The sequence below is a fragment of the Micromonospora sp. WMMD998 genome (assembly GCF_029581235.1).
Lineage (GTDB): Bacteria > Actinomycetota > Actinomycetes > Mycobacteriales > Micromonosporaceae > Micromonospora.
In genome coordinates this window covers 4,933,021-4,951,305 of the sequence record NZ_CP120740.1, presented here as the reverse complement: position 1 = coordinate 4,951,305, position 18,285 = coordinate 4,933,021, and the positions used below count along the sequence as shown (strand labels likewise).

The 18,285-nt window shown below is 71.7% G+C and carries 17 protein-coding genes; 12 read left to right on the top strand and 5 right to left on the bottom strand.

What is annotated here, in order from left to right; genetic code table 11:
* Positions 1-3 precede the first annotated feature (3 nt).
* The 4 genes from O7619_RS22400 to O7619_RS22385 form a co-directional block, all read right to left on the bottom strand.
* Positions 4-1,410, bottom strand: coding sequence for a coproporphyrinogen-III oxidase family protein (locus O7619_RS22400; RefSeq protein ID WP_282283241.1), 1,407 nt, complete (start codon positions 1,408-1,410; stop codon positions 4-6).
* Complete coding sequence (locus O7619_RS22395) at positions 1,403-2,011, bottom strand: aminodeoxychorismate/anthranilate synthase component II (RefSeq protein ID WP_282283240.1); 609 nt, start codon at positions 2,009-2,011, stop codon at positions 1,403-1,405. Before O7619_RS22395 ends, O7619_RS22400 begins: the two co-directional genes overlap by 8 nt.
* On the bottom strand, positions 2,008-3,024 hold the full coding sequence (locus tag O7619_RS22390; RefSeq protein ID WP_282283239.1) for a hypothetical protein: 1,017 nt from the start codon (positions 3,022-3,024) through the stop codon (positions 2,008-2,010). Before O7619_RS22390 ends, O7619_RS22395 begins: the two co-directional genes overlap by 4 nt.
* A 228-nt stretch (positions 3,025-3,252) precedes the next feature.
* Positions 3,253-3,582: a hypothetical protein gene (locus O7619_RS22385; protein ID WP_282283238.1), complete on the bottom strand. Its 330-nt coding sequence runs from the start codon at positions 3,580-3,582 to the stop codon at positions 3,253-3,255.
* A gap of 49 nt (positions 3,583-3,631) precedes the next feature.
* Between O7619_RS22385 and O7619_RS22380 the strand changes: the two genes are divergently transcribed.
* Both O7619_RS22380 and O7619_RS22375 read left to right on the top strand, forming a co-directional pair.
* Complete coding sequence (locus O7619_RS22380) at positions 3,632-4,486, top strand: GNAT family N-acetyltransferase (RefSeq protein WP_282283237.1); 855 nt, start codon at positions 3,632-3,634, stop codon at positions 4,484-4,486.
* Complete coding sequence (locus tag O7619_RS22375) at positions 4,483-5,691, top strand: MFS transporter (protein ID WP_282283236.1); 1,209 nt, start codon at positions 4,483-4,485, stop codon at positions 5,689-5,691. The genes O7619_RS22380 and O7619_RS22375 overlap by 4 nt, the downstream gene beginning before the upstream one ends.
* A gap of 2 nt (positions 5,692-5,693) precedes the next feature.
* Here the strand turns inward: O7619_RS22375 and O7619_RS22370 are convergent, their stop codons facing one another.
* Positions 5,694-6,185 (bottom strand): YbaK/EbsC family protein, encoded by a 492-nt coding sequence (locus tag O7619_RS22370; RefSeq protein WP_282283234.1) that lies wholly within the window; start codon positions 6,183-6,185, stop codon positions 5,694-5,696.
* Positions 6,186-6,666: 481 nt separating this feature from the next.
* Here O7619_RS22370 and O7619_RS22365 point away from each other — a divergent pair, with 481 nt between their 5' ends.
* The 10 genes from O7619_RS22365 to O7619_RS22320 are packed head-to-tail and all read left to right on the top strand — an operon-like array spanning position 6,667 to position 18,057.
* On the top strand, positions 6,667-8,112 hold the full coding sequence (locus O7619_RS22365) for a coproporphyrinogen-III oxidase family protein (protein ID WP_282283232.1): 1,446 nt from the start codon (positions 6,667-6,669) through the stop codon (positions 8,110-8,112).
* A 3-nt stretch (positions 8,113-8,115) separates the two neighbouring features.
* Positions 8,116-9,519: an amino acid permease gene (locus O7619_RS22360; protein WP_282283231.1), complete on the top strand. Its 1,404-nt coding sequence runs from the start codon at positions 8,116-8,118 to the stop codon at positions 9,517-9,519.
* A gap of 4 nt (positions 9,520-9,523) precedes the next feature.
* The gene (locus O7619_RS22355; protein ID WP_282283230.1) at positions 9,524-10,534 is read left to right on the top strand and encodes a pyridoxal-phosphate dependent enzyme; all 1,011 of its coding nucleotides are present in this window, start codon (positions 9,524-9,526) and stop codon (positions 10,532-10,534) included.
* Positions 10,531-11,451 (top strand): diiron oxygenase, encoded by a 921-nt coding sequence (locus O7619_RS22350; RefSeq protein WP_282283229.1) that lies wholly within the window; start codon positions 10,531-10,533, stop codon positions 11,449-11,451. The genes O7619_RS22355 and O7619_RS22350 overlap by 4 nt, the downstream gene beginning before the upstream one ends.
* Positions 11,448-12,506: an ornithine cyclodeaminase gene (locus tag O7619_RS22345; protein ID WP_282283228.1), complete on the top strand. Its 1,059-nt coding sequence runs from the start codon at positions 11,448-11,450 to the stop codon at positions 12,504-12,506. The genes O7619_RS22350 and O7619_RS22345 overlap by 4 nt, the downstream gene beginning before the upstream one ends.
* Entirely contained in the window at positions 12,503-13,429 is a 927-nt protein-coding gene (locus tag O7619_RS22340) for an ornithine carbamoyltransferase (RefSeq protein WP_282283227.1), read from the top strand. Before O7619_RS22345 ends, O7619_RS22340 begins: the two co-directional genes overlap by 4 nt.
* 17 nt (positions 13,430-13,446) lie before the next feature.
* Positions 13,447-13,671 carry a hypothetical protein gene (locus tag O7619_RS22335; protein WP_282283226.1) on the top strand — a complete coding sequence of 75 codons (225 nt, stop codon included), beginning with the start codon at positions 13,447-13,449 and terminating at the stop codon, positions 13,669-13,671.
* 3 nt (positions 13,672-13,674) lie between these two features.
* On the top strand, positions 13,675-15,033 hold the full coding sequence (locus tag O7619_RS22330) for a hypothetical protein (RefSeq protein ID WP_282283225.1): 1,359 nt from the start codon (positions 13,675-13,677) through the stop codon (positions 15,031-15,033).
* Between the two features lie 37 nt (positions 15,034-15,070).
* Complete coding sequence (locus O7619_RS22325) at positions 15,071-16,834, top strand: carbamoyltransferase C-terminal domain-containing protein (RefSeq protein WP_282283224.1); 1,764 nt, start codon at positions 15,071-15,073, stop codon at positions 16,832-16,834.
* Positions 16,831-18,057, top strand: a complete 1,227-nt coding sequence (locus O7619_RS22320; RefSeq protein WP_282283223.1) for an MFS transporter — start codon at positions 16,831-16,833, stop codon at positions 18,055-18,057. The genes O7619_RS22325 and O7619_RS22320 overlap by 4 nt, the downstream gene beginning before the upstream one ends.
* The last annotated feature ends 228 nt before the right edge of the window (positions 18,058-18,285 follow it).

Genomic DNA, 18,285 nt, shown 5'->3' with positions numbered 1-18,285 from the left:
GCCCTAGAGGGTGAAGTTGAAGGCGTTGCTGCCGGCCCCGGTGAGCTGCCCGACGCCGCGCCTGACCGCGTCGCTGACCCCGTCGGAGTAGAACAGCCGGGTGTAGCGGTCGCTGACGTCGGCATAGTCCTCCGTGTACGCGATCCGCCCGTCCTGGACGGTGACGATGCCCATCGCGGCGAGCGCGTCGAAGACCGACTGGAACTGCCGCAGCGGCTCGGAGCCCGCCGGGTAGAAGGAGTTGAACCGCGCGACGTCCAGCTCGCGGTGCTTCATGGCGAGCACGAGGTGCCGGCGCAGCGACTCGTCCGCCGAGAGTGGGAAGGCCTTCTCCACCGCCGACCCGCCGGCCTGGATCCGGCGCATGTACTCGCGGAAGGTGAAGGCGTTGCTGTACGTGTAGCCGTGCGAATGGCTGTAGGAGCTGGCGCCGAGCCCGAGGACGTAGCCGTTGTTGCCCCAGTGGTTGTCCTGGTAGTGGAAGATCCAGTTCTCGCGCGGGAAGAGGTTGCGGGAGTACTGCCAGTAGCCGTTCTCCCGCATCCGGCGCTTGGCGTACCGGAACAACGCGAGGCTGCGCCGGAAGAGCTTGGCGTGGTCCTCCTCGCGCAACGTGGTGTTGTTGATCGCGCCCTTGCGCACGGAGAGCGTGAAGAGGGTGATCTGGGTGGGCATCGGGTCCAGCGCGGTGACCGCGTCCATGGTCCGCTGCATGTTGTCGAAGGCCTCGCGCTCGATGCCCGCGATGAGGTCGATGTTGACGTTCGGCACGCCGCTGTCGGCCATGTGGTAATAGGTGCGCACCACGCTGGACGGGGTGTCGGAGCGGCGCGACTTGCGCAGGATCTCCGGGTCGAGCGACTGCACTCCCATGGACAGGCGGTTGGTCCCGTTGGCCGCCATGACCGCGATGCGGTCCTCGGTGGCCGAGTCCGGCGAGCACTCGTAGGTGATCTCGCGGCATTCGGACAGGTCGAACCGTCGGATGACCCGCTCGAAGAGGAATTCGATCTGCGCGGGGTTGAGCCGGCTGGGTGTACCCCCACCGATGAACACGGTCTCGATCTTCTTGCTCCGCATCATCGGCAGGTATTGCAACGCCTCCTTCTCGAGGCAGTGCAGGTAGTCCCAGATCACCTGGGTGTCGTCCTGGACGACGGCCACGCTGTAGTAGCAGAAGCTGCACTTCTGGCGGCAGAACGGGATGTGGATGTAGAGGTTGTAGGAGAAGGTGTCGCTGCCGGCCCAGAGGGTGTCGGGGTCGGAGGCGGTGGCGTCCCGCGGCTCCCACAGGGAGATCGGCGGATAGGTGAACACCAGCCCCGGTATGTGGTCGTCGGCCTCGATGAGCTGGTCGACGACGTCCGACCGGCCGGCGTCTGCCAGATCGAAGATGAATTCCTCAGCCACTGTCGCTCCTCGAACCTGTCACGGACAGGAAGTTGTCGATGATCAGCTGCCCGGCCGGCGTGCCGATCGACTCCGGATGGAACTGGACTCCGTACACCGGCTGCCGGGCGTGCTCGACGGCCATCACGCACTCGTCGTCGTCGGCGCTCGCCACGAGCCGCAGGTCGGCCGGGAGGGTGGCCGCGGTGACCGCCAGGCTGTGGTAACGCATGGCGGGGAAGCCGCTGGGCACCCCGGCGAAGATCCGGCTGCTGCGGCGCAGCCGGATCGTCGACACGTGGCCGTGCCGCACGCTCGCGAGGCGCGCCGTGCGCGCCCCGTAGAACCGGCCGATGGCCTGGTGCCCGAGACAGACGCCCAGCACCGGGACCCGGCCGGCGTAGTGGGCGAGGGCGGCCAGGCAGACGCCGTAGGAACCGGGATTGTCGACGGAGCCCGGTCCGGGCGACAGCACCAGGTGGGTGGGGTGCTGTGCGGCGATCTCGTCGAGCGCCGCGGTGTTGCGCAGGACCGTCGGTCGCGCGCCGGCGACGGCCAGATATTGCACCAGGTTGTAGGTGAACGAGTCGAAGTTGTCCAGCACGACGACGCGACGGCTCATGTCGGCTGCCTCCGCACGGCCCGGCCCTCGATCTCGAAGCGCAGTTCCGGACGGCAGACGTCCACGGTGTTCAGCAGGTACGGCACGGTGAAGCCGGCGTCCGAACAGTGTGCCTCGAAGGCGCTTCTCGCCTCCGCGTCCTTGCAGTAGACGTAGCAGCTCACCACGTCCTCCGGGGTGAGGTCCGCGCCGGCGAGCAGGTCGGTGAAGCTGGCCATCGCGTAGTCCACGGCGGCCCGCACGTCATCCTGCGGCAGGGACACGCCGCGCTGGTCGATGCTGGAGATGCCGGAGACGTGCACCACCTCGCAGCCGTTGCGGTGCGACCGGTTGGCGCGCACGAAGCGGGGGCCGTAGTCGTAGGGCGCGCACTGCAGCTCGGTGCCGAACGGGGTCGCCGCCGGCTCACCGTCCCGCGCGACCGCCTCGGCCATCACGGCCACCGCCTGGCCGGGCGGCAGTCCGGCGCCGATGCCGGTGCTGGCCGGGTAGGTGGTCAGCTTCCACCTGTCGAAGGTGGCGTCGCGCGCCTTGTTCAGCTCGGCGTAGGTCTCCTCGATGTCGGCGAGGAAATACCAGGTGCGGTCGAGGTGGCGGGGCTCCATGCCGGCCTGGGTGAGCGCCGCCTCCAGCCCGTGCAGGGCCGCCATCGACTGCTCGAACGTGGACCCCTCGCGGCTGGGCGCGGCGACGTGCGCCAGCCGCCGGACCTCGACGCCGTCCTCGTGGGTGCGGACCAGGCGGGTGCCGGGGCCGAGCGCCACGACCTCCACCTCGGCGCCGGGCAGCGGGACGATCGCGGTGACCTCGACGCCGGGCCGTCCGGTGGCCGCGTACTGGCGCCCGGCGGTCAGCGGGCGCAGCGGCCGGTCCCCGTCGGGTGCCAGATCGACGTCACCGAAGACCACGACGCGCAGGCACTCGGCGCCCGGCTCGCTCGTGACCTGTTCGACGACGGCGTCGACGTCGGCTTGCGTGATGACATCTCCGGTCGCCGGCCAGCAGGCCTGCACCTCGTCGTACCGGATTCCGCGGACACGTCGAATGACGATGACGCCCTCCCCGTGGTGACTGCCGCGCTCGGCGACAGGGCTGGCCGCCGGAACGAGGAATCTGGCTCCGCGGAACCGGGGGGAACGTCCTTGTGTCCCACGCCGGTCTGACGCCGCGAAGGCTCGCCCATCCTGACACGCACGGGCATCGCCGTCCACCCTGATAGTCGTGGACCAGTTAGTCGTTGATCAATGCAGAAGTGATGTGCGCAGCTCAGGGCGGCCCGGCCAACGCCGGTTTGCTCTCGCCTGAGTGATCGGATCACCCCGCCCGGTGAGCGTGAAACAACCATAAAAGCCGATATGGTCGTCGTTCTCGGGTGCACGCGTCGTCGTGCGGTTTGACATCATGGGGCGCGGGACACGTGACGGGGGCGTCACGGAAAAGCGTGCGGGAAAGGGAAGTTCGACCATGTGGAAAACGGCCGAGGCGACGTTCCAGGAAATGTTCTGCAGGATGTACGAGGTCGCCGAGCCGGCGGTGCCGCTCAGTAAGATAATCCACTGGCGAGCCGTCACCGCCGACGTCGGAATGCAGGATGACGACTGCAATCGCGGCACGGCTTTCGTGCCGGCCGGACATTTCTACGAGATGCACATCCCGGCGCCCGCCGACGAGCGGCGCCGGGCCGACCGCGAGCGCGCCCGGCGGGCCGGCGCGGACTGGTTGCTCTACCCGCAGATCCGCACCACCGTCGACACCGCCGCGCTCGCCGCGGACGGCTTCCTCGACCTGCCCTGGTTCATCGAGGCGCAGTACCGGGTGCGCGCCGGCGTCGACGACGACCTGCGGGCCCACCTGGGCAACTCCCGCTACCGCGACCTGCGCCGGTTGGTGCGCCGCGCGGCCGGCGAGTACGACTACCGCGTCCTCGACGGCGCCGAGGCGGCGGCCGACCCCGCGGCGCTCAAGGACTTCGACCGGTTGCACGCGCTCAACCTGGCCAAGTACGGACACCGCTACAACCACCTGTCGGCCACCGCCCTCGAACTGGTCCTGGACTCGCCGCTGCGCGACCGCATGCGGCTCTTCCTGCGGCAGTCGCGTGCCGACGGCGCGACCGTGCAGGTCGTGCTCTGCTTCCTCGACCCGACCGGGACCGAGCTGACCATCCTCGCCCAGGGCATCGACGCCGCCCTGGTGTCGCCCGGTCAGAACGTCTACCGCGCCGCGTTCTACGAGATCTACCGCTGGGGCGAGGGCCACGGCGTGGGTGTCTTCAGCCTCGGACGCGGCAACGAGGTCAAGAAGCTCGACGTCGGGGCGAACACCTACCACCTGCTGGCCAACCACATCGGCGGCGTGTCCGGAGCCGACCCCGCCGTGTTCGCGCCGATGCGCGCCGCACTGCGCGACTTCTTCGACCGGGTGATCGGCGAGCTGGAGTCCACCGGCGGCCACCGGGTGACCGTGCGGCGATGACGGACCTGGTCCAGGAGAGTTCCGCCACCGGGCGGCAGCGGATGCCGCGCGCCTTCTGGGCGCTGTGGACCGGCAGCCTGCTGAATCGGCTCGGCTACCTGATCCAACCGTTCCTCGCGCTGTTCCTGTCGGGTCGATGGCACCTGTCACCCGGCACCGTCGGTCTGGTCCTGGCCAGCTTCGGCGCCGGGGCCGTGGTGTCGCAGCCGCTCGGCGGCTGGCTGGCGGACCGGTGGGGCGGGCGGCGCACGCTCGTCGCCGGGCTGCTGGCCACCGCGGCGACGGCGATGACCATTCCCTGGGCCGGCACCCTGCCCACCCTGGTCGGCGCGGTGGTGCTCTACGGCCTCACCGTCGACCTCTACCGGCCCGCCCTGGCCGCTCTCGTCGTCGCCACGGTCCCCGGCGAGCACCGGGCGCGGGCCTTCGGCCTGATCTTCTGGGCGGTCAACCTGGGCAGCGCGGTCGCGGGACTGGCCGGTGGCGTCATGGCGGAGCGCGGCTTCGTGCTGCTGTTCGCGGCCGACGCGGCGAGTTGCGTGATCTTCGCGCTGGTCGCGGTGCGGCTTCTGCCGCCCGACCGGCGGGCGGGGGCCCGCGACGGCGGCCGGGGCGGCGCGGGCCCGGTCTCCGACGCCCTGTTGTGGGCGGTGACCGGCACGTTCCTCGTCTTCGCGGTGCTGCTCGTGCAGGCGTATGTGACGATGCCCCTGATCATGCTCGACCAGGGGCTGCCCGCCACGGCGTACGGGCTGGTCATCGCGGTGAACCCGATCGTGATCCTGGTGGTGCAGCCGCTGCTCGTCGGGCGGCTGGCCAGTTGGCCGCGGATGCCCGTCTACGCCGGCAGCCTGGCTGTCACGGGGGTGGGCTTCGGGCTGCTCGCCGCCGCGCGGGACGTGCCCGTCTACGTGCTCGCGGTCCTGGTCTGGACGGTGGGGGAGATCGGCGTGGCGACGGTCGGGCCGACCCTGGTGACCGAGATCGCGAGGCCGGGGTCCGAGGGGCGCTACAGCGGCCTGTTCGGCATGGCGTACGGCGCCTCCAGCCTGGTCGGGCCGCTCGTCGGCGCCGCGGTGCTGGACGCGGCGGGGCCGACGGCGCTCTGGGTGACCTGTGCCGCGGCCGGCGTCGCGGCGGCTGCCGCGGCCGTCGCCCTGCGGGGCGCGGTGGTCCGGCGGACGGCTTCCGCCCGGCTCGGGTGAGGTCAGCCCGCCGGGCGGGCGATGCGCGCCTCGCGGGGGTTGCGGGCGAGCCTGAGCAGGTCGCGACCGTCGACCCGCAGGGTGCGGTCGTTGCGTCCGCTGCCGCAGTAGACGGGGCCCATGCCCGCGACCGCGACATCGAAGACGGTGATGACGCCCTCGGCGTCGCTGAGCGGGCTGGCTCCGCCCGGCTCCATGTCGAGCGCGTCGAGCACGGCCGGGTCCGCGGGGCGCAGCCGCGAGCGGGAGGTGCCGACCGCCTCCGCGAGGCCCCGGTAGTCGAGCCGGGCGGGCCCGGGCAGCACCGCCAGCACCAGCCCGTCCCGCGCGCCCTCGAAGGCCAGGGTCTTCACGGACCGCTCCACCGGCAGCTCGAGCCACGTCGCCACGTCGTCCGCGGTGCGGATGGCCCGGTGCTCGGTCACCGCGTAGGCCGCCCCGGCCTGGTCGAGAATCCGCATCGGGGTGGGCACCGCCTCGCTGGACCGTGTCATTCCGCCGACACTACCGGTCCGGGGCCGGCAATCAGGACAACGTCCGACGTGGATGGCGTGGTGGGGCACGTCGCGCCGCGGGGCGCCGACCACCGCCGACAAAGATGATCACGAAAGTTCCATTGACATCACCCCTCGGGCGTGAGTTAACTGTCTTCCGGCCACAAAGAGTGATCCGCTGAACCCTCGCGGTAACTCGACGCAGCGCTGACACGGGGAGTTAATCGCGCATGAGCCACGCCCATCGGCGGACCTGATCTATCCGTTGACCTGCTGACATCACCCTGCGCCACGTCGTGGCCAGGTCCTGTTCCTGCTGCTCCGTGCGCGCGGCCACCACACCGCGGTGGTGGCATCCGCACGCCCGCAGCCGCGACACCTGCCGTTCGCCCGCCCCGGGACCACTGGAGGCTGACTCATGGCTCAATCCTTTCCGCCCTTTGGGGAAATTCTCGCCGAGGCCCAGAAGAGCCTGGACGCGATGCCGATCACCGAGCTCGCCGAGATCGGCATTCTGCAGCCGGTGGAGAACTACTACCTGGTCGGGACGTACCCGCCCCTGAAGGCGATGGCCGAGATCACGCCGGCCGAGACCTTCGCCGGCCTGACCCGGAACGCGAATGTCTACCTGCACCTGCCGTTCTGCGAACAGCGCTGCACGTTCTGCCACTTCGCCAAGGAGATCCGGCCGGACTCCCCGCGGGTGACCCGCTACCTCGCCGCGCTGCACCGCGAGATCGCGCTCGTGACCGGCATGCTCCCGCACCCGGTCACCGCGGAAACCGTGTACTTCGGCGGCGGCACCCCGTCCTACCTGTCCGCCCCGCAGATCACGGCACTCTTCGCCCAGCTCCGGCGGCACATCGACCTGCCGGACACCGCCGAGGTCACCTTCGAGCTGCACCCGTCGGTCATCGACGCCCCCGACTACACCGACCGGCTCGACGCGCTGCGCGACTCCGGGGTGAACCGGTGGGTCTTCGGAGTGCAGTCCATGGACGACCGGGTGCTGCGCAAGCTCAACCGCGGCCACGAGTCGTCCCACGTCTACCGGCTGCTCGACCTGCTGCACGAGCGGGGCCTGGACAACCACTCGGTCGACCTGATCTTCGGTCTGCCGTACCAGACCGAGGAGAACTGGTACACGACGCTGACCAGCCTGATCGAGTACGGCGTCGAGAAGTTCAACATCTTCCCGCTGATGTTCAAGCAGGCCGATCCGATCTCGGCGCACTACCGCAACGAGCCCGGGATCTTCCCCGACCTGCGGCGTCGGCTGCTCATGCACTTCATGACCGAGGCGCTGACCCGCAGGCTCGGCTTCCGGCGGGGCCCCCTCTTCTACTACTCGAAGGCGTCCACCCACTCGCGCCAGCAGGAGAACAAGTACGACTCCATCGAGGACACCAACCTGCTGCCGTTCGGCGTCTCCGGATTCGGCTACGTCGGGAACACGCAGTACTACAACGACTGCACCATGGACGGCTACATGCGGCGGGTGGAGGCGGGCCAACCCTCGGTCTGGCACGGCGTGCACCTGTCGGCCGACGAGCGGATGCGCCGCGCGGTCATGTTCAACCTGCGCTCGCGCGGCGTCGGGCGGGAGGACTTCCGCCGCCGCTACGGCGTCGACCCCGCCGAGCACTTCGCCGCGGAGCTGGCGCCCTACCGGGAGCACGGCCTGATCCGGATCGACGACGACGCCATCCGGCTGACCGACAACGGCGTACCGGTGGCCGACAGCATCGCCCTGCGGATGGTGAGCCCGCAGGTCCTGGCCCGGGTCCAGGACGCCAACTCCCGGATCGTCGACCTCAAGCGGGACCCGCTCGACCGGTACGACTTCTCACCGCTGGAACGCGATCCCGTCGGCGCCGGAGTGTCCACCGCCGGCCGCCGCCCACTGCCGCTGACGGTCGAGCGCTAGAGCATGGACACCCCATCCCGACCCGGTGGCGCGTCGCTGCGCCGGGACCTCTCCGGACGCCAGTTGAGAATGCTCGGCCTCGGCGGCGCGATCGGCACCGGCCTCTTTCTCGGATCCGGACAGGCGATCTCGACCGCCGGCCCGGCGGTCACCATCGCCTACGTCATCGGCGGCGCCGTCGCCGTGACCCTCGCCTACGCGCTCGCCCGCATGATCGCCGCGCATCCGGAGGTGGGCGGGTTCGGTGGGCTGGCCGAGCGGTACCTGGGCCGTGGTCCCGCCTTCACCCAGCGCTGGTGGTACTGGATCGCCCAGGTCGTCAACATCGGCGGTGAGGCGCTCGCGGTCGGCATCTACCTGAAGCTGTGGTGGCCGGGGCTGCCCCTGTGGGTGCCCGCGGTGCTGTTCGCGACGCTGGTGCTGGTGGTCAACTCGTTCACCGTCGGGGTGTTCGGCGAGTTCGAGTACTGGTTCGCGATGATCAAGGTGATCGCGATCGTCGTCTTCGTCGGCCTGGGCGCCGTCGCCGTCTTCGTCGGCCTCGGCGGTCGGCCGGCGACCGGGTTGTCGGCCTGGACCGACCACGGCGGCTTCGCGCCGCACGGCGTGAGCGGCATCTGGCTCGGCATGGTGCTGGTGACCTTCAGCTACATGGGCACCGAGGCGCTCGCCGTGGCCGCGGGCGAGGCGCGCACGGCCGGCCGGGACGTCGTCTCCGCCACCCGCGGCGTGGTGCTGCGGCTGCTGCTGTTCTACGTCCTCGGCACCGCGGTCGTCGTCTCGATCGTGCCGTGGACCGAGGCGGCGGCGGGCGGTTCGGTCGACGCCAGCCCGTTCGTCCGGCTGTTCGACATCGCCGGTCTCCCGGCCGCGGTGCACGTCATGAACCTCGTGGTGCTGACCGCCGCGCTGTCCGCGATGAACACGAACGTCTACGTCGCCAGCCGCACGCTGTACGGCCTGGCCGGCAGCGGCCAGGCCCCGCGGGTGTTCGGCCGGGTCAACAGGCGCGGCGTTCCGCTTCCCGCGCTGCTGGTCTCCGGCGCCGGGCTGCTGCTGGCCGCCCTGCTCGCGGCGGTCGTTCCGGAGCGGGCCTTCCTCGCGCTGGTCGGGCTCTCACTGTCCGGTGCGGTGCTGACCTGGATCCTCATCCTGGCCACCTACCTCGCCTACCGGCGTGCGGAACGCCCGGCGGACCGTGTGCTGGCCGGGGCGGTGGTGCTGGCCATCGTCGTCCTGGCCGCGGTGCTGGTGACCATGGCGGTCAGCGACGCCTTCAGCGTGCCGGTGCTCAGCGGGGCGCCGCTGCTGCTGGCGGTCCTGGTGGCGTACGCGGTCCACGCCCGGCACCGCCGGTCGGCCGGGGTGCCGGAGCCGGACGCCGCCGAGCCGGTCGGGGCGCGGTGACCGAATGACCGGTCCCGGACTCGCCACCCCGACACCGCGCACCGCGCTGGTCCCGCTGCTGGTGGGCGACACCCCCGTGGCCTCCGTGCCGGTGACGGCCGGGGGCCGCGCGGGGATGCTGCGGCTCAAACTCGAGTCGTTCAACCCGTGCGGTTCGATCAAGGACCGCACCGCCGTCGCCCTGTTCGACTCCGTCGCCGACCAGCTCGACCCGCTCAACGGCATCGTCGAGTCCACGTCGGGCAATCTCGGCGTGGCCCTGGCCGCGCTGTCGTCGGCCGCGAACGTGCCGTTCACCGCGGTCGTCGACCCGCGCACCCCGGCCTACGCGGTCCGCCAACTGCGCCGCCTCGGCGCCTCGGTGGTGGTGGCCACCGACAAGGACGGCCGGGGTGGTTACCTGCTCAGCCGGCTCGAGTCGGTCAAACGGATGCTCGCCGAGCGGCCCGCCCTGCGCTGGACCAACCAGTACGAGAATCCCGCCAACCCGGCTGCCCACGAGGGCGGGACCGCGCCGGAACTGGCCCGGCAGGTGCCCGCCGACACCGTCGTCCTGGTCGCCGTCTCCACCGGCGGCACCCTGGCCGGCATGCGCAGCTACGCCGCCCGCGCGACGAAGTGGACGGTCGTCGGTGTCGACGTGCCGGGCTCGTACGCGGTCGGGCACACCGAGGGTCCGCGGCTGCTGTCCGGCATCGGCTCCAGCAAGCACTCCGGTTTCGTCTCGGCGGGCGACGGGCCGATCGAGCGGGTCCGTCCCGCCGACGCGGTCGCCGCCTGCGTCTGGCTGTTGGAGCAGACCGGCATCGGGGTGGGCGCCAGCTCGGGCGCGCTGGTGGCGGCGGCCCTGCGGCTGATCGAGCGGGACCGGCTGACCGACGTCGTCTGCGTCTGCGCCGACGGCGCCGGCAACTACCTGGACACGGTCTACTCGCCGGCCTGGCGGTCGGCGCAGGGGCTCCGCGCGGACCCGCCGGCCGCCGTCTGCGGTCCGGTGGAATGGAGCAGCGCGTGAACGCGGAACCGATGCGGGACTGGTTCGACCGCGCGGGCGTGCGCGTTGATCCGCGCCGGGTGCTCACCGACGAGCTGGGCGGCGGAAAGGTGCTCTTCCCGGCCCGGCTGATCCCCTACCTCGGCCACCGACTGCTGGACGGCTTGGACGACGGGGCCCGGGCGGCACTTGTCGCCCGGCACACCTACCACTACTTCGCGTTCACGGCCCACTTCGAGACGAGGGTCGTCAACCGGGCCACGGAGATGCTCGCGAACGGCCGGGTGGACGTGCCGTTGCGCCGGGACGTCCGGTTCGACGCCTACAAGATCTACTGTGACGAGGCGTACCACGCGCTCTACTCGTTCGACGTGGTGCGGCAGTTGGAGGCGGCGAGCCGGGTCGCGGCGCTGCCGTACGACTTCACCCCGTTCCTGAACCGCCTCGACGGCATCGCGTCCGGCGCGATGCCGCACCGCGGGACGCTGCCGCAACTGTTGCAGGTCGTCGTCTTCGAGACGCTGGTGACCACCCTGCTTGCCGAGCTGCCGAACGACCCCGACCTGGTCGGGGTCGTTCGCGAGACGGTCCGCGACCACGCCCGGGACGAGGGTAGGCACCACGTCTTCTTCGCCCACCTGTTCCGCGAGTTGTGGGCGGGGCTCGACCCGGGCGCACGCCGGGAGACCGCCCGGTGCCTGCCCCGGTTGATCGGCCACAGCCTGCGGCCGGACCTGCGGCCCGCACGGGCCAACCTCGCCGCCGCGGGACTCACCCCCGCACAGGTCGAAGAGGTGGTGAGTGACGTCTACCACCCGGATTCCGTCCGGCGGGGCGCGCGCGAGCAGGCCGTCCAATCCGTCAAACTGTTCCGCTCCTGCGGTGTGCTCGACCTGCCCGAGGGGCTCGACGCCTTTCACGAGGAGGGACTCCTGTGACCACCTCAGTCGGCCGATGGTTCACGGCCGGGCTGCCCGGGCTGCGCGGCCCGGGCAGCGTCGCGGTGCTGTCCCGCGCGGACGTCCTGCGCTGCCTCGACGCGCTCGACGTGGTGGCGCTGGTCCGGCGCACCCTCGCCGACCACGACGCGGGACGCTGCGTGCTGCCCGGCGAGGCATACCTGCGCTGGGACAACGGCCGGGGCGCGTACACCCGGTCCATCGGGATGCCGGGGGCGGTGCCGGGCGCCTACGGGATGAAGATCATCAACGCCAGCGTCTCGAACCCGGCGGCCGGGCTGGAGCGCGCCGGCGGGGTGGGGCTCTGCTTCGACCCGGAGACCGCCCGGATCACGGCCGTCGTGGAGGTCGGGATCATCAGCGCCGTCCGCACCGCCGCCGTCTCCGCCGTCGCCGTCGACCTCACCGGGCACACGGACGCGGAGAGCCTGACCGTGCTCGGCTGCGGAGCGCAGGGCGGCACCCATGCGGCCCTGTTCCTCGAGACCCTGCCGTGCCTGTCCCGGGTCACGCTCCACGACCGCGTGGACGCCGCCGCCCGCGGCCTCGCGGAACGCCTGCGCCGGCTCCGCCCCGGGCTGGACGTACGCGTCGCCGCCGAGGCGGCCCCGGCCGTCGCGGCCGGGCAGGTCATCATCGCCACGACCACGGCGGACGAGGGCTACCTGCCGCCGGAGTGGATTCCCGCCGGCGCCCTGGTCGTCAACGTGTCGCTGGCCGACCTGACCGCCGAGGCGCTGCTCGCCGCCGGCGCCCTCTACGTCGACGACGTCGACCTGGTCGCGGAGAACCCCAGACGCCCGCTCGGCGAACTCATGGCACACGGCCGGGTGACCCGCCCCGGGTCGGCCACCGGCCGGGCGATCGACGGCACGATCGGCGGCCTGGTCACCGGCCGGCACCGGCGCGTGCCGACACGCTCCTACACCGTGGTGAATCCGTTCGGCATGGGCGTGCTCGACGTCGCCCTGATCGAGGAGGTACGCCGCCACGCCGCCGCCGCGGGCCTCGGGACGGCGGTGGACCTCGGATGACCGGGACCCGGCGCAGCCTGATCTCCCTGCGTGATCTCACCGCCGCCCAGCTCACCGGCCTGGTCGAGGCCGCCGTCCGGGTCGCCGACGACCCGGGCGCGGTGCCGCCGAGCCTGACCGGCGCGGTGGTGGCGACACTCTTCGAACGCACGTCGACCCGGACCCGCACCGCGTTCGGCGTGGCGGCGCTCCGACTCGGCGCCCAGGTGCTCGACTACGGGCCGGCGAGCCTGCAGACGAACACCGGCGAATCCGCCGAGGACACCGCGCGGATCCTCGGCCTGATGCTCGACGGGGTGGTGATCCGCAGCACCCGCACCGTCGCCGAGCTGGGCCGGATGCGGGACGCCGGGAACCTGCCGCTGATCAACGCGATGGCCCGGGAGGAGCACCCCACGCAGGCGGTGTGCGACCTGGCCACGTTGCGACGGCATCTCGGCGCCCTGGACGGCATCCGGGTGCTCTACGTCGGTGAGGGCAACAACACCGCCTCCGCGCTGGCGTATGCGCTGGCCCGGATCCCGGGTGCCGAGCTGACCCTCTACACCCCGCCGGGCTACGGCCTCGACGCCGCCAGCCTGGCCGCGGCGGAGAAGGACGCCGTGCCCGGCGCCCGCGTGCGACAGACCCACGAACGGGACGCGCTCCCGGACGCCGCCGACTGCGTTTACACCACGCGGTGGCAGACCACCGGAACCGTCAAGGAGGACCCGCTGTGGCGACAGACCTTCCGGCCCTTCCACATCGACGAGGACTTCCTGAGTCGCTGGCCGCAAGCGGTGTTCCTGCACGATCTGCCGGCGCACCGAGGGGAGGAGGTTTCCGCGGCCGTCCTCGACTCGCCGCGGAGCCTGGTGTGGCAGCAGGCGCGGATGAAACTGGACAGCGCGACGGCGATCCTGCAGACCTTCTGGGGCACCTGAGCCACCTGACCGTCGCGGTGCACGCCGGGCCGGCCACGGCCGAGCGGGACGCGGTGCTGTGCCTGCTGGAAGCGGTGGAGACACTGCTGCCCCTGCTCGGGCCGGCGCCGCGGCGTCCCACCCGCGACGACCTCGACGCCATCGACGGGCAACTGCGCGCCATGCGCATGTCCCTGCGTACCTACCTCTGGCAGACCCCGGCCGGCAGACCCCGGCCGGCCCTCCGCGAACAGGAGCGATGACGCATGCAACCGGTGACCCTGCTGGTGTACGGCAAGGGCGGTCCCGCGCTGGAATACCTGCTGCCGAGACTCACCAGCCGGGCCGTCGTCGACGTCCTGCTGGTCGGCGAGCCCTTGCCCTGGCAGCGCGAACTCCTGTTCCGCCTGTGCCGACAACTGCGCCACGCCCGGCCCGACGCCCCACTGGCCGACGAGATCGTCGAACACGCCAGAGCCGTACGCGCCGACGCCGTGCTCACCTTCTCCGAGTTCTGCGTGGTGCCCACCGCGGCGGCCTGCCTGCGGCTCGGCCTGCCCGGGCCCGGCCCGGGCGCGGCGACCTCCCGCAACAAGCTGCTCATGCGGCGCGCCTGGGAGGCGGCGGGGGTGCCGAATCCGGCGTTCCGTCCGGTCGACTCGCTCGACGACCTGGCCGCGGCCTGCGCCGAGCTGGACGGCCCCGTGATCGTCAAGTCGGTCCTGGGCGCCGGTTCGATCGGGCAGGCCACGATCCAGCCCGGCGACGATCCCGAGCCGGTGTGGCGGGACCTCGCGGCGGCCGTCGACGCCGCGCGGGAGTCGGGCATGTCCGAGCACGGCAGCGCCGACGGACCCCGCTTCGTGGCCGAGGAGGTCATCGACGCGAGCACGGAGGGCTGGTACACCGAGCCCGGCTTCGGCGACTACCTCAGCGTGGAAGGGCTGGTGGCGGGTGGCACCTACCACCCGTTGGCGATCACCGCCCGGCTGCCCACGATCCCGGTGTACGTGGAGCTGAGCAACCAGGCGCCGTGTGTGCTGGCGCCGGCGCTGCAACAGCGCATCGCCGACGTCGCCCGCCGCGCCGTCGACGCGCTCGATCTGGACACCTGCGCCACGCACACCGAGTTCAAGCTGATGGCCGACGGCTCGGTGCGGCTGCTGGAGTCGGCGGCCCGCGCCGGTGGTGCGGCCGTCACCCGCGAACTGCTGGAGGTCTACGGCGTCGACCTCATCGCCCTCCAGCACGCCGCCGCGCTCGGCGAGGCGCCCGACGTGCCGGGTCGGCTGCTGCTGCCCTCGGACGCCACCTGCGCCGCCGCGTCCCTCTCGGTCATCGCGTCCGACTCGTCGGGTAAGCCCTGGCCCGTGCTGCCTCCCTTCGACCCCGACCGGGTCGACTGGTCGTCCCTGGTGTCGCCCGCCACCACGGTCGAGCTGGTGCGCGGCCAGTCCCAGGAGCCGGGCACGCCGATGCCCCGCTACCACCCGAACACCGGCGTGCTCGGCTACGCCGGCCTGCTCTTCCTGCGGACCACCGACCCGCTGACGCTGCGCGACGACGCGCTCCGGATCCTCGACGGCCTCGCCGAGGCGATGGACCGGGCCCGGAGGACGCCCTGACCCGCCCGTACCGCTCCGACGAAGGAAATGGAGTCCGATGTCTCTCGTGCTCGGCCTGAACCTCAGCCACGACCGCTCTGCCTGCCTGGTGCGTGACGGCGAGATCGCCGTTGCCGTCGAAGAGGAGCGCCTGGACCGCATCAAGCACTCCGAAGGGTTCCTCGTGCAGGGACACTTCGAGCGCATCACCAAGACCCTGCCGATGAAGGCGGTGACCTACTGCCTCGACGCGGTCGGCGCCGGCATCGACGACGTGGACCTGGTGGTCGGCAACCGCCCGCTGGGCGACGGGTCCGTCCGCCGCATCCTGCGTGAGCTGCCCATCAGGGACAAGAGCAAGGTCCGCGCGCTGCCGCTGCCCGGCCACCACCGCGCACACGCCGCCGTCGCCTACTACCCCTCCGGGTACGACGAGGCGGCCGTCCTCGTCGTGGACCAGGCCGGCGCCCGGTTCCCGGACAGCACCATCGAGAAGCACACGCTGTTCCGGGGGACCGGCGACCGGTTGGAACCGGTGGCCGCCTGCCGCTACCCGGCCGACTACTCCGACCTGAGCCTCGGCCTGTTCTACGACTTCTTCACCACCAGGTTGGGCTTCGTCACCAGGTACGGCACCCCCGACTTCGGCGTGTTCGGCTGCGGCGGCTATCCGGAGGCGGGCAAGACCATGGGGCTTGCACCCTACGGCCGGCCGCGTCCCGACTGGGGTGACTGGCTCACGTTCGACGGTTTCGACATCCGCTCCTCGCAGAAGGACCTGGAGGGCATCTGGCAACGGCTGCTCGCCGAGGAGGGCGCCGACTACGACCCGGCGGATCCGCTGCGCTGGCAGTCGCCGTTCGCGGAGGACGTCGCCTACCACGTGCAGGCCGAGCTGGAGCGGGCGATGCTGCACCTCGCCGGGGTGGCGCACGAGCTGACCGGGTCGGACCGCCTCTGCATGGCCGGCGGCGTCATGCTCAACTCGGTCGCCAACGAACGGGTGCGTGCGGAGTCACCGTTCCGCGAGGTCTTCATCCCGCCGGCGGCCGGCGACTCGGGTGTCGCGATCGGCGCGGCCCTCTACGGCAGCGTCGAGCTGCTCGGCGCCCGGCGTCCCGCGGTGATGCGGACGGCGTCCTTCGGGCGGTCGTACACGCGGGACGAGGTGCTGGACGCGCTGCGCACGGTCGGCGAGCACACCGGAGTCGAGCTGACCTGGCGGGAGGCCGGCCCCCGTGACGTCGCCGAGTTGCTCGCCGCGCACCGGGTCGTCGGCTGGTTCAGCGGCGGTTCCGAGATCGGCCCGCGGGCGCTTGGTAACCGCAGCATGCTGGCGGACCCGCGGCACCCCGCGATGCGCGACTACCTGAACACCGTGGTCAAGCACCGGGAGCCGTTCCGCCCGTACGCTCCGTCCGCGCTCGTCGAGCACGCGGGCGGCTGGTTCGACCTCACCGGCGAGAGCCCGTTCATGCTGCTCGTCCCGCAGGTGAACGCGGCCCGCCGGGAGAGCGTCCCGAGCATCACCCATGTCGACGGCACCGCCCGCCTGCAGACGGTCTCGGCGGCCGACAACCCGGCCTACCACGCGGTGATCTCCGCCTTCCACGAGCTGACCGGGGTGCCGATCGTGTTGAACACGTCGTACAACGACGCCGGCGAGCCGATCGTCGAGACACCGCTGCACGCCCTCTGCACGTTCGTCCGCACCGAACTCGACCACCTCTACCTCGACGGGCTCCTGGTGACCAAGTCCGGGCGGGAACTCAGCGCGTCCCATCCCGCGCGCACGCCGCTGACCGGAGACAACGCCCGGTGACTCTGCTTCCGGACCTCGGTTCCGCGACCCGCCGCGAGCACCACCTGCGGCGGGTCCGCACCGGCTTCGTGCTCAGCCAGGTCTTCTTCGGCCTGGCGACAAGCCTGTTCGACATGTACTACGCGCTGTTCCTCGGGCAGGTGGGCATTTCGCCGGCCGGCGCGGGGCAGGTCTTCTCGGTCGGTTTCACCGTCATGGCGGTGATCGTGCTGCCGCTGAGCGCGTTCACCGACCGGCTCGGCCTCGAACCGATGATGCTGCTCAGCAGCTTCGGCTTCGCCGGCACGATGCTGGCGATCCCGTTCGTCGACAGCCTCTCCGCGCACCTGGTGCTGTTCGGACTCAACAGCGTCTGCTCCGCTCTGATGCTGGTGAGCGTCAACGCGGTGCTCGCCTCGGCCATCGACGACGAGCAGGCGCGCTTCGCGGTGTTCCGCACCGGCTTCGTCGCCTTCCTCACCGCTTCCGCGGTCGGCAACGTGGTCGGCGTGTTGCTCGCCCGCTTCGGCGACGAGAGCGCCGGCTGGTACCGCTTCGACCTGCTGTGCTCAGCCGTGCTGGCCCTGCTGATCGGGATCTCCCGCATCGCCATGTGGAACCGCGGCGCCCGGCCGGCCCTCGCCCCGGGCGAGCCCCGCCCGCGGGTGCTGCCGGCGCTGCGCGCCGACGCCGCCCACCTCGCCGGCCTGTTCGCGCTGGCCGTCCTCGTCGGCGGCGCCGGCGTCCTCGCCATCCGCTTCATCAACCTGGTGGCGGTCAACTACCTGCACCTGGCCACCGAGTCGCTGGGCTGGCTCCTGGTCGCGGACCGCCTGGCCAGCGTCCTGGGCATCTTCGTCCTGTTTCCCCTGATGAAGCGCGGCGGGGCCCTCCGCGTGGCCGGACTTGCCATGATCGCGGCGCTGTTCCTGCAGTTCCTGAGCGCCACCGCCGGCACGGCCAGCCTCTTCGTCCTCTGGTATCTGCTGCGCCAGGGGGCCCATTACGCCCAGATGCCGGTCCTTGACAGTTTCGCCAACAGCCGGGCCGCGCACGGCACCCGCGCCTTCGTCAACGGTGTCCAGCGGATGGGCATCTTCACCGGAAGCGCCGTGGCCTCCCTCGCCTACGGCACCCTGATGGCGGCCGGGCACTACCCGGCCGCCATCGTCCTGTCCGGTGTCCTGTCCCTGCTGGCCGGCGTGCTGTATCTGGTCCAGTCCCGCCACGGGTCTCGCCGTTGAGGGTCCCTCATCCCGGGCCGGCTGTTGCCCCCGCCGGTGGCGATCCTCTACGGTCTGCTGAAGCGGTGGGCGGTGCGGTCCGCATCCGACCGACACCGCCGGGCGCCCGTCACGCGGGCCGGGATGGTGGAGTCCCGGGCCACCCCGTCGGCGGTCGTCGCGGCGGTCGTGTGACTCCAGCTCGTCCTCCGGGTGGTGCTGCCCGGCGCGGTTCCGCGCGGAGCCGAC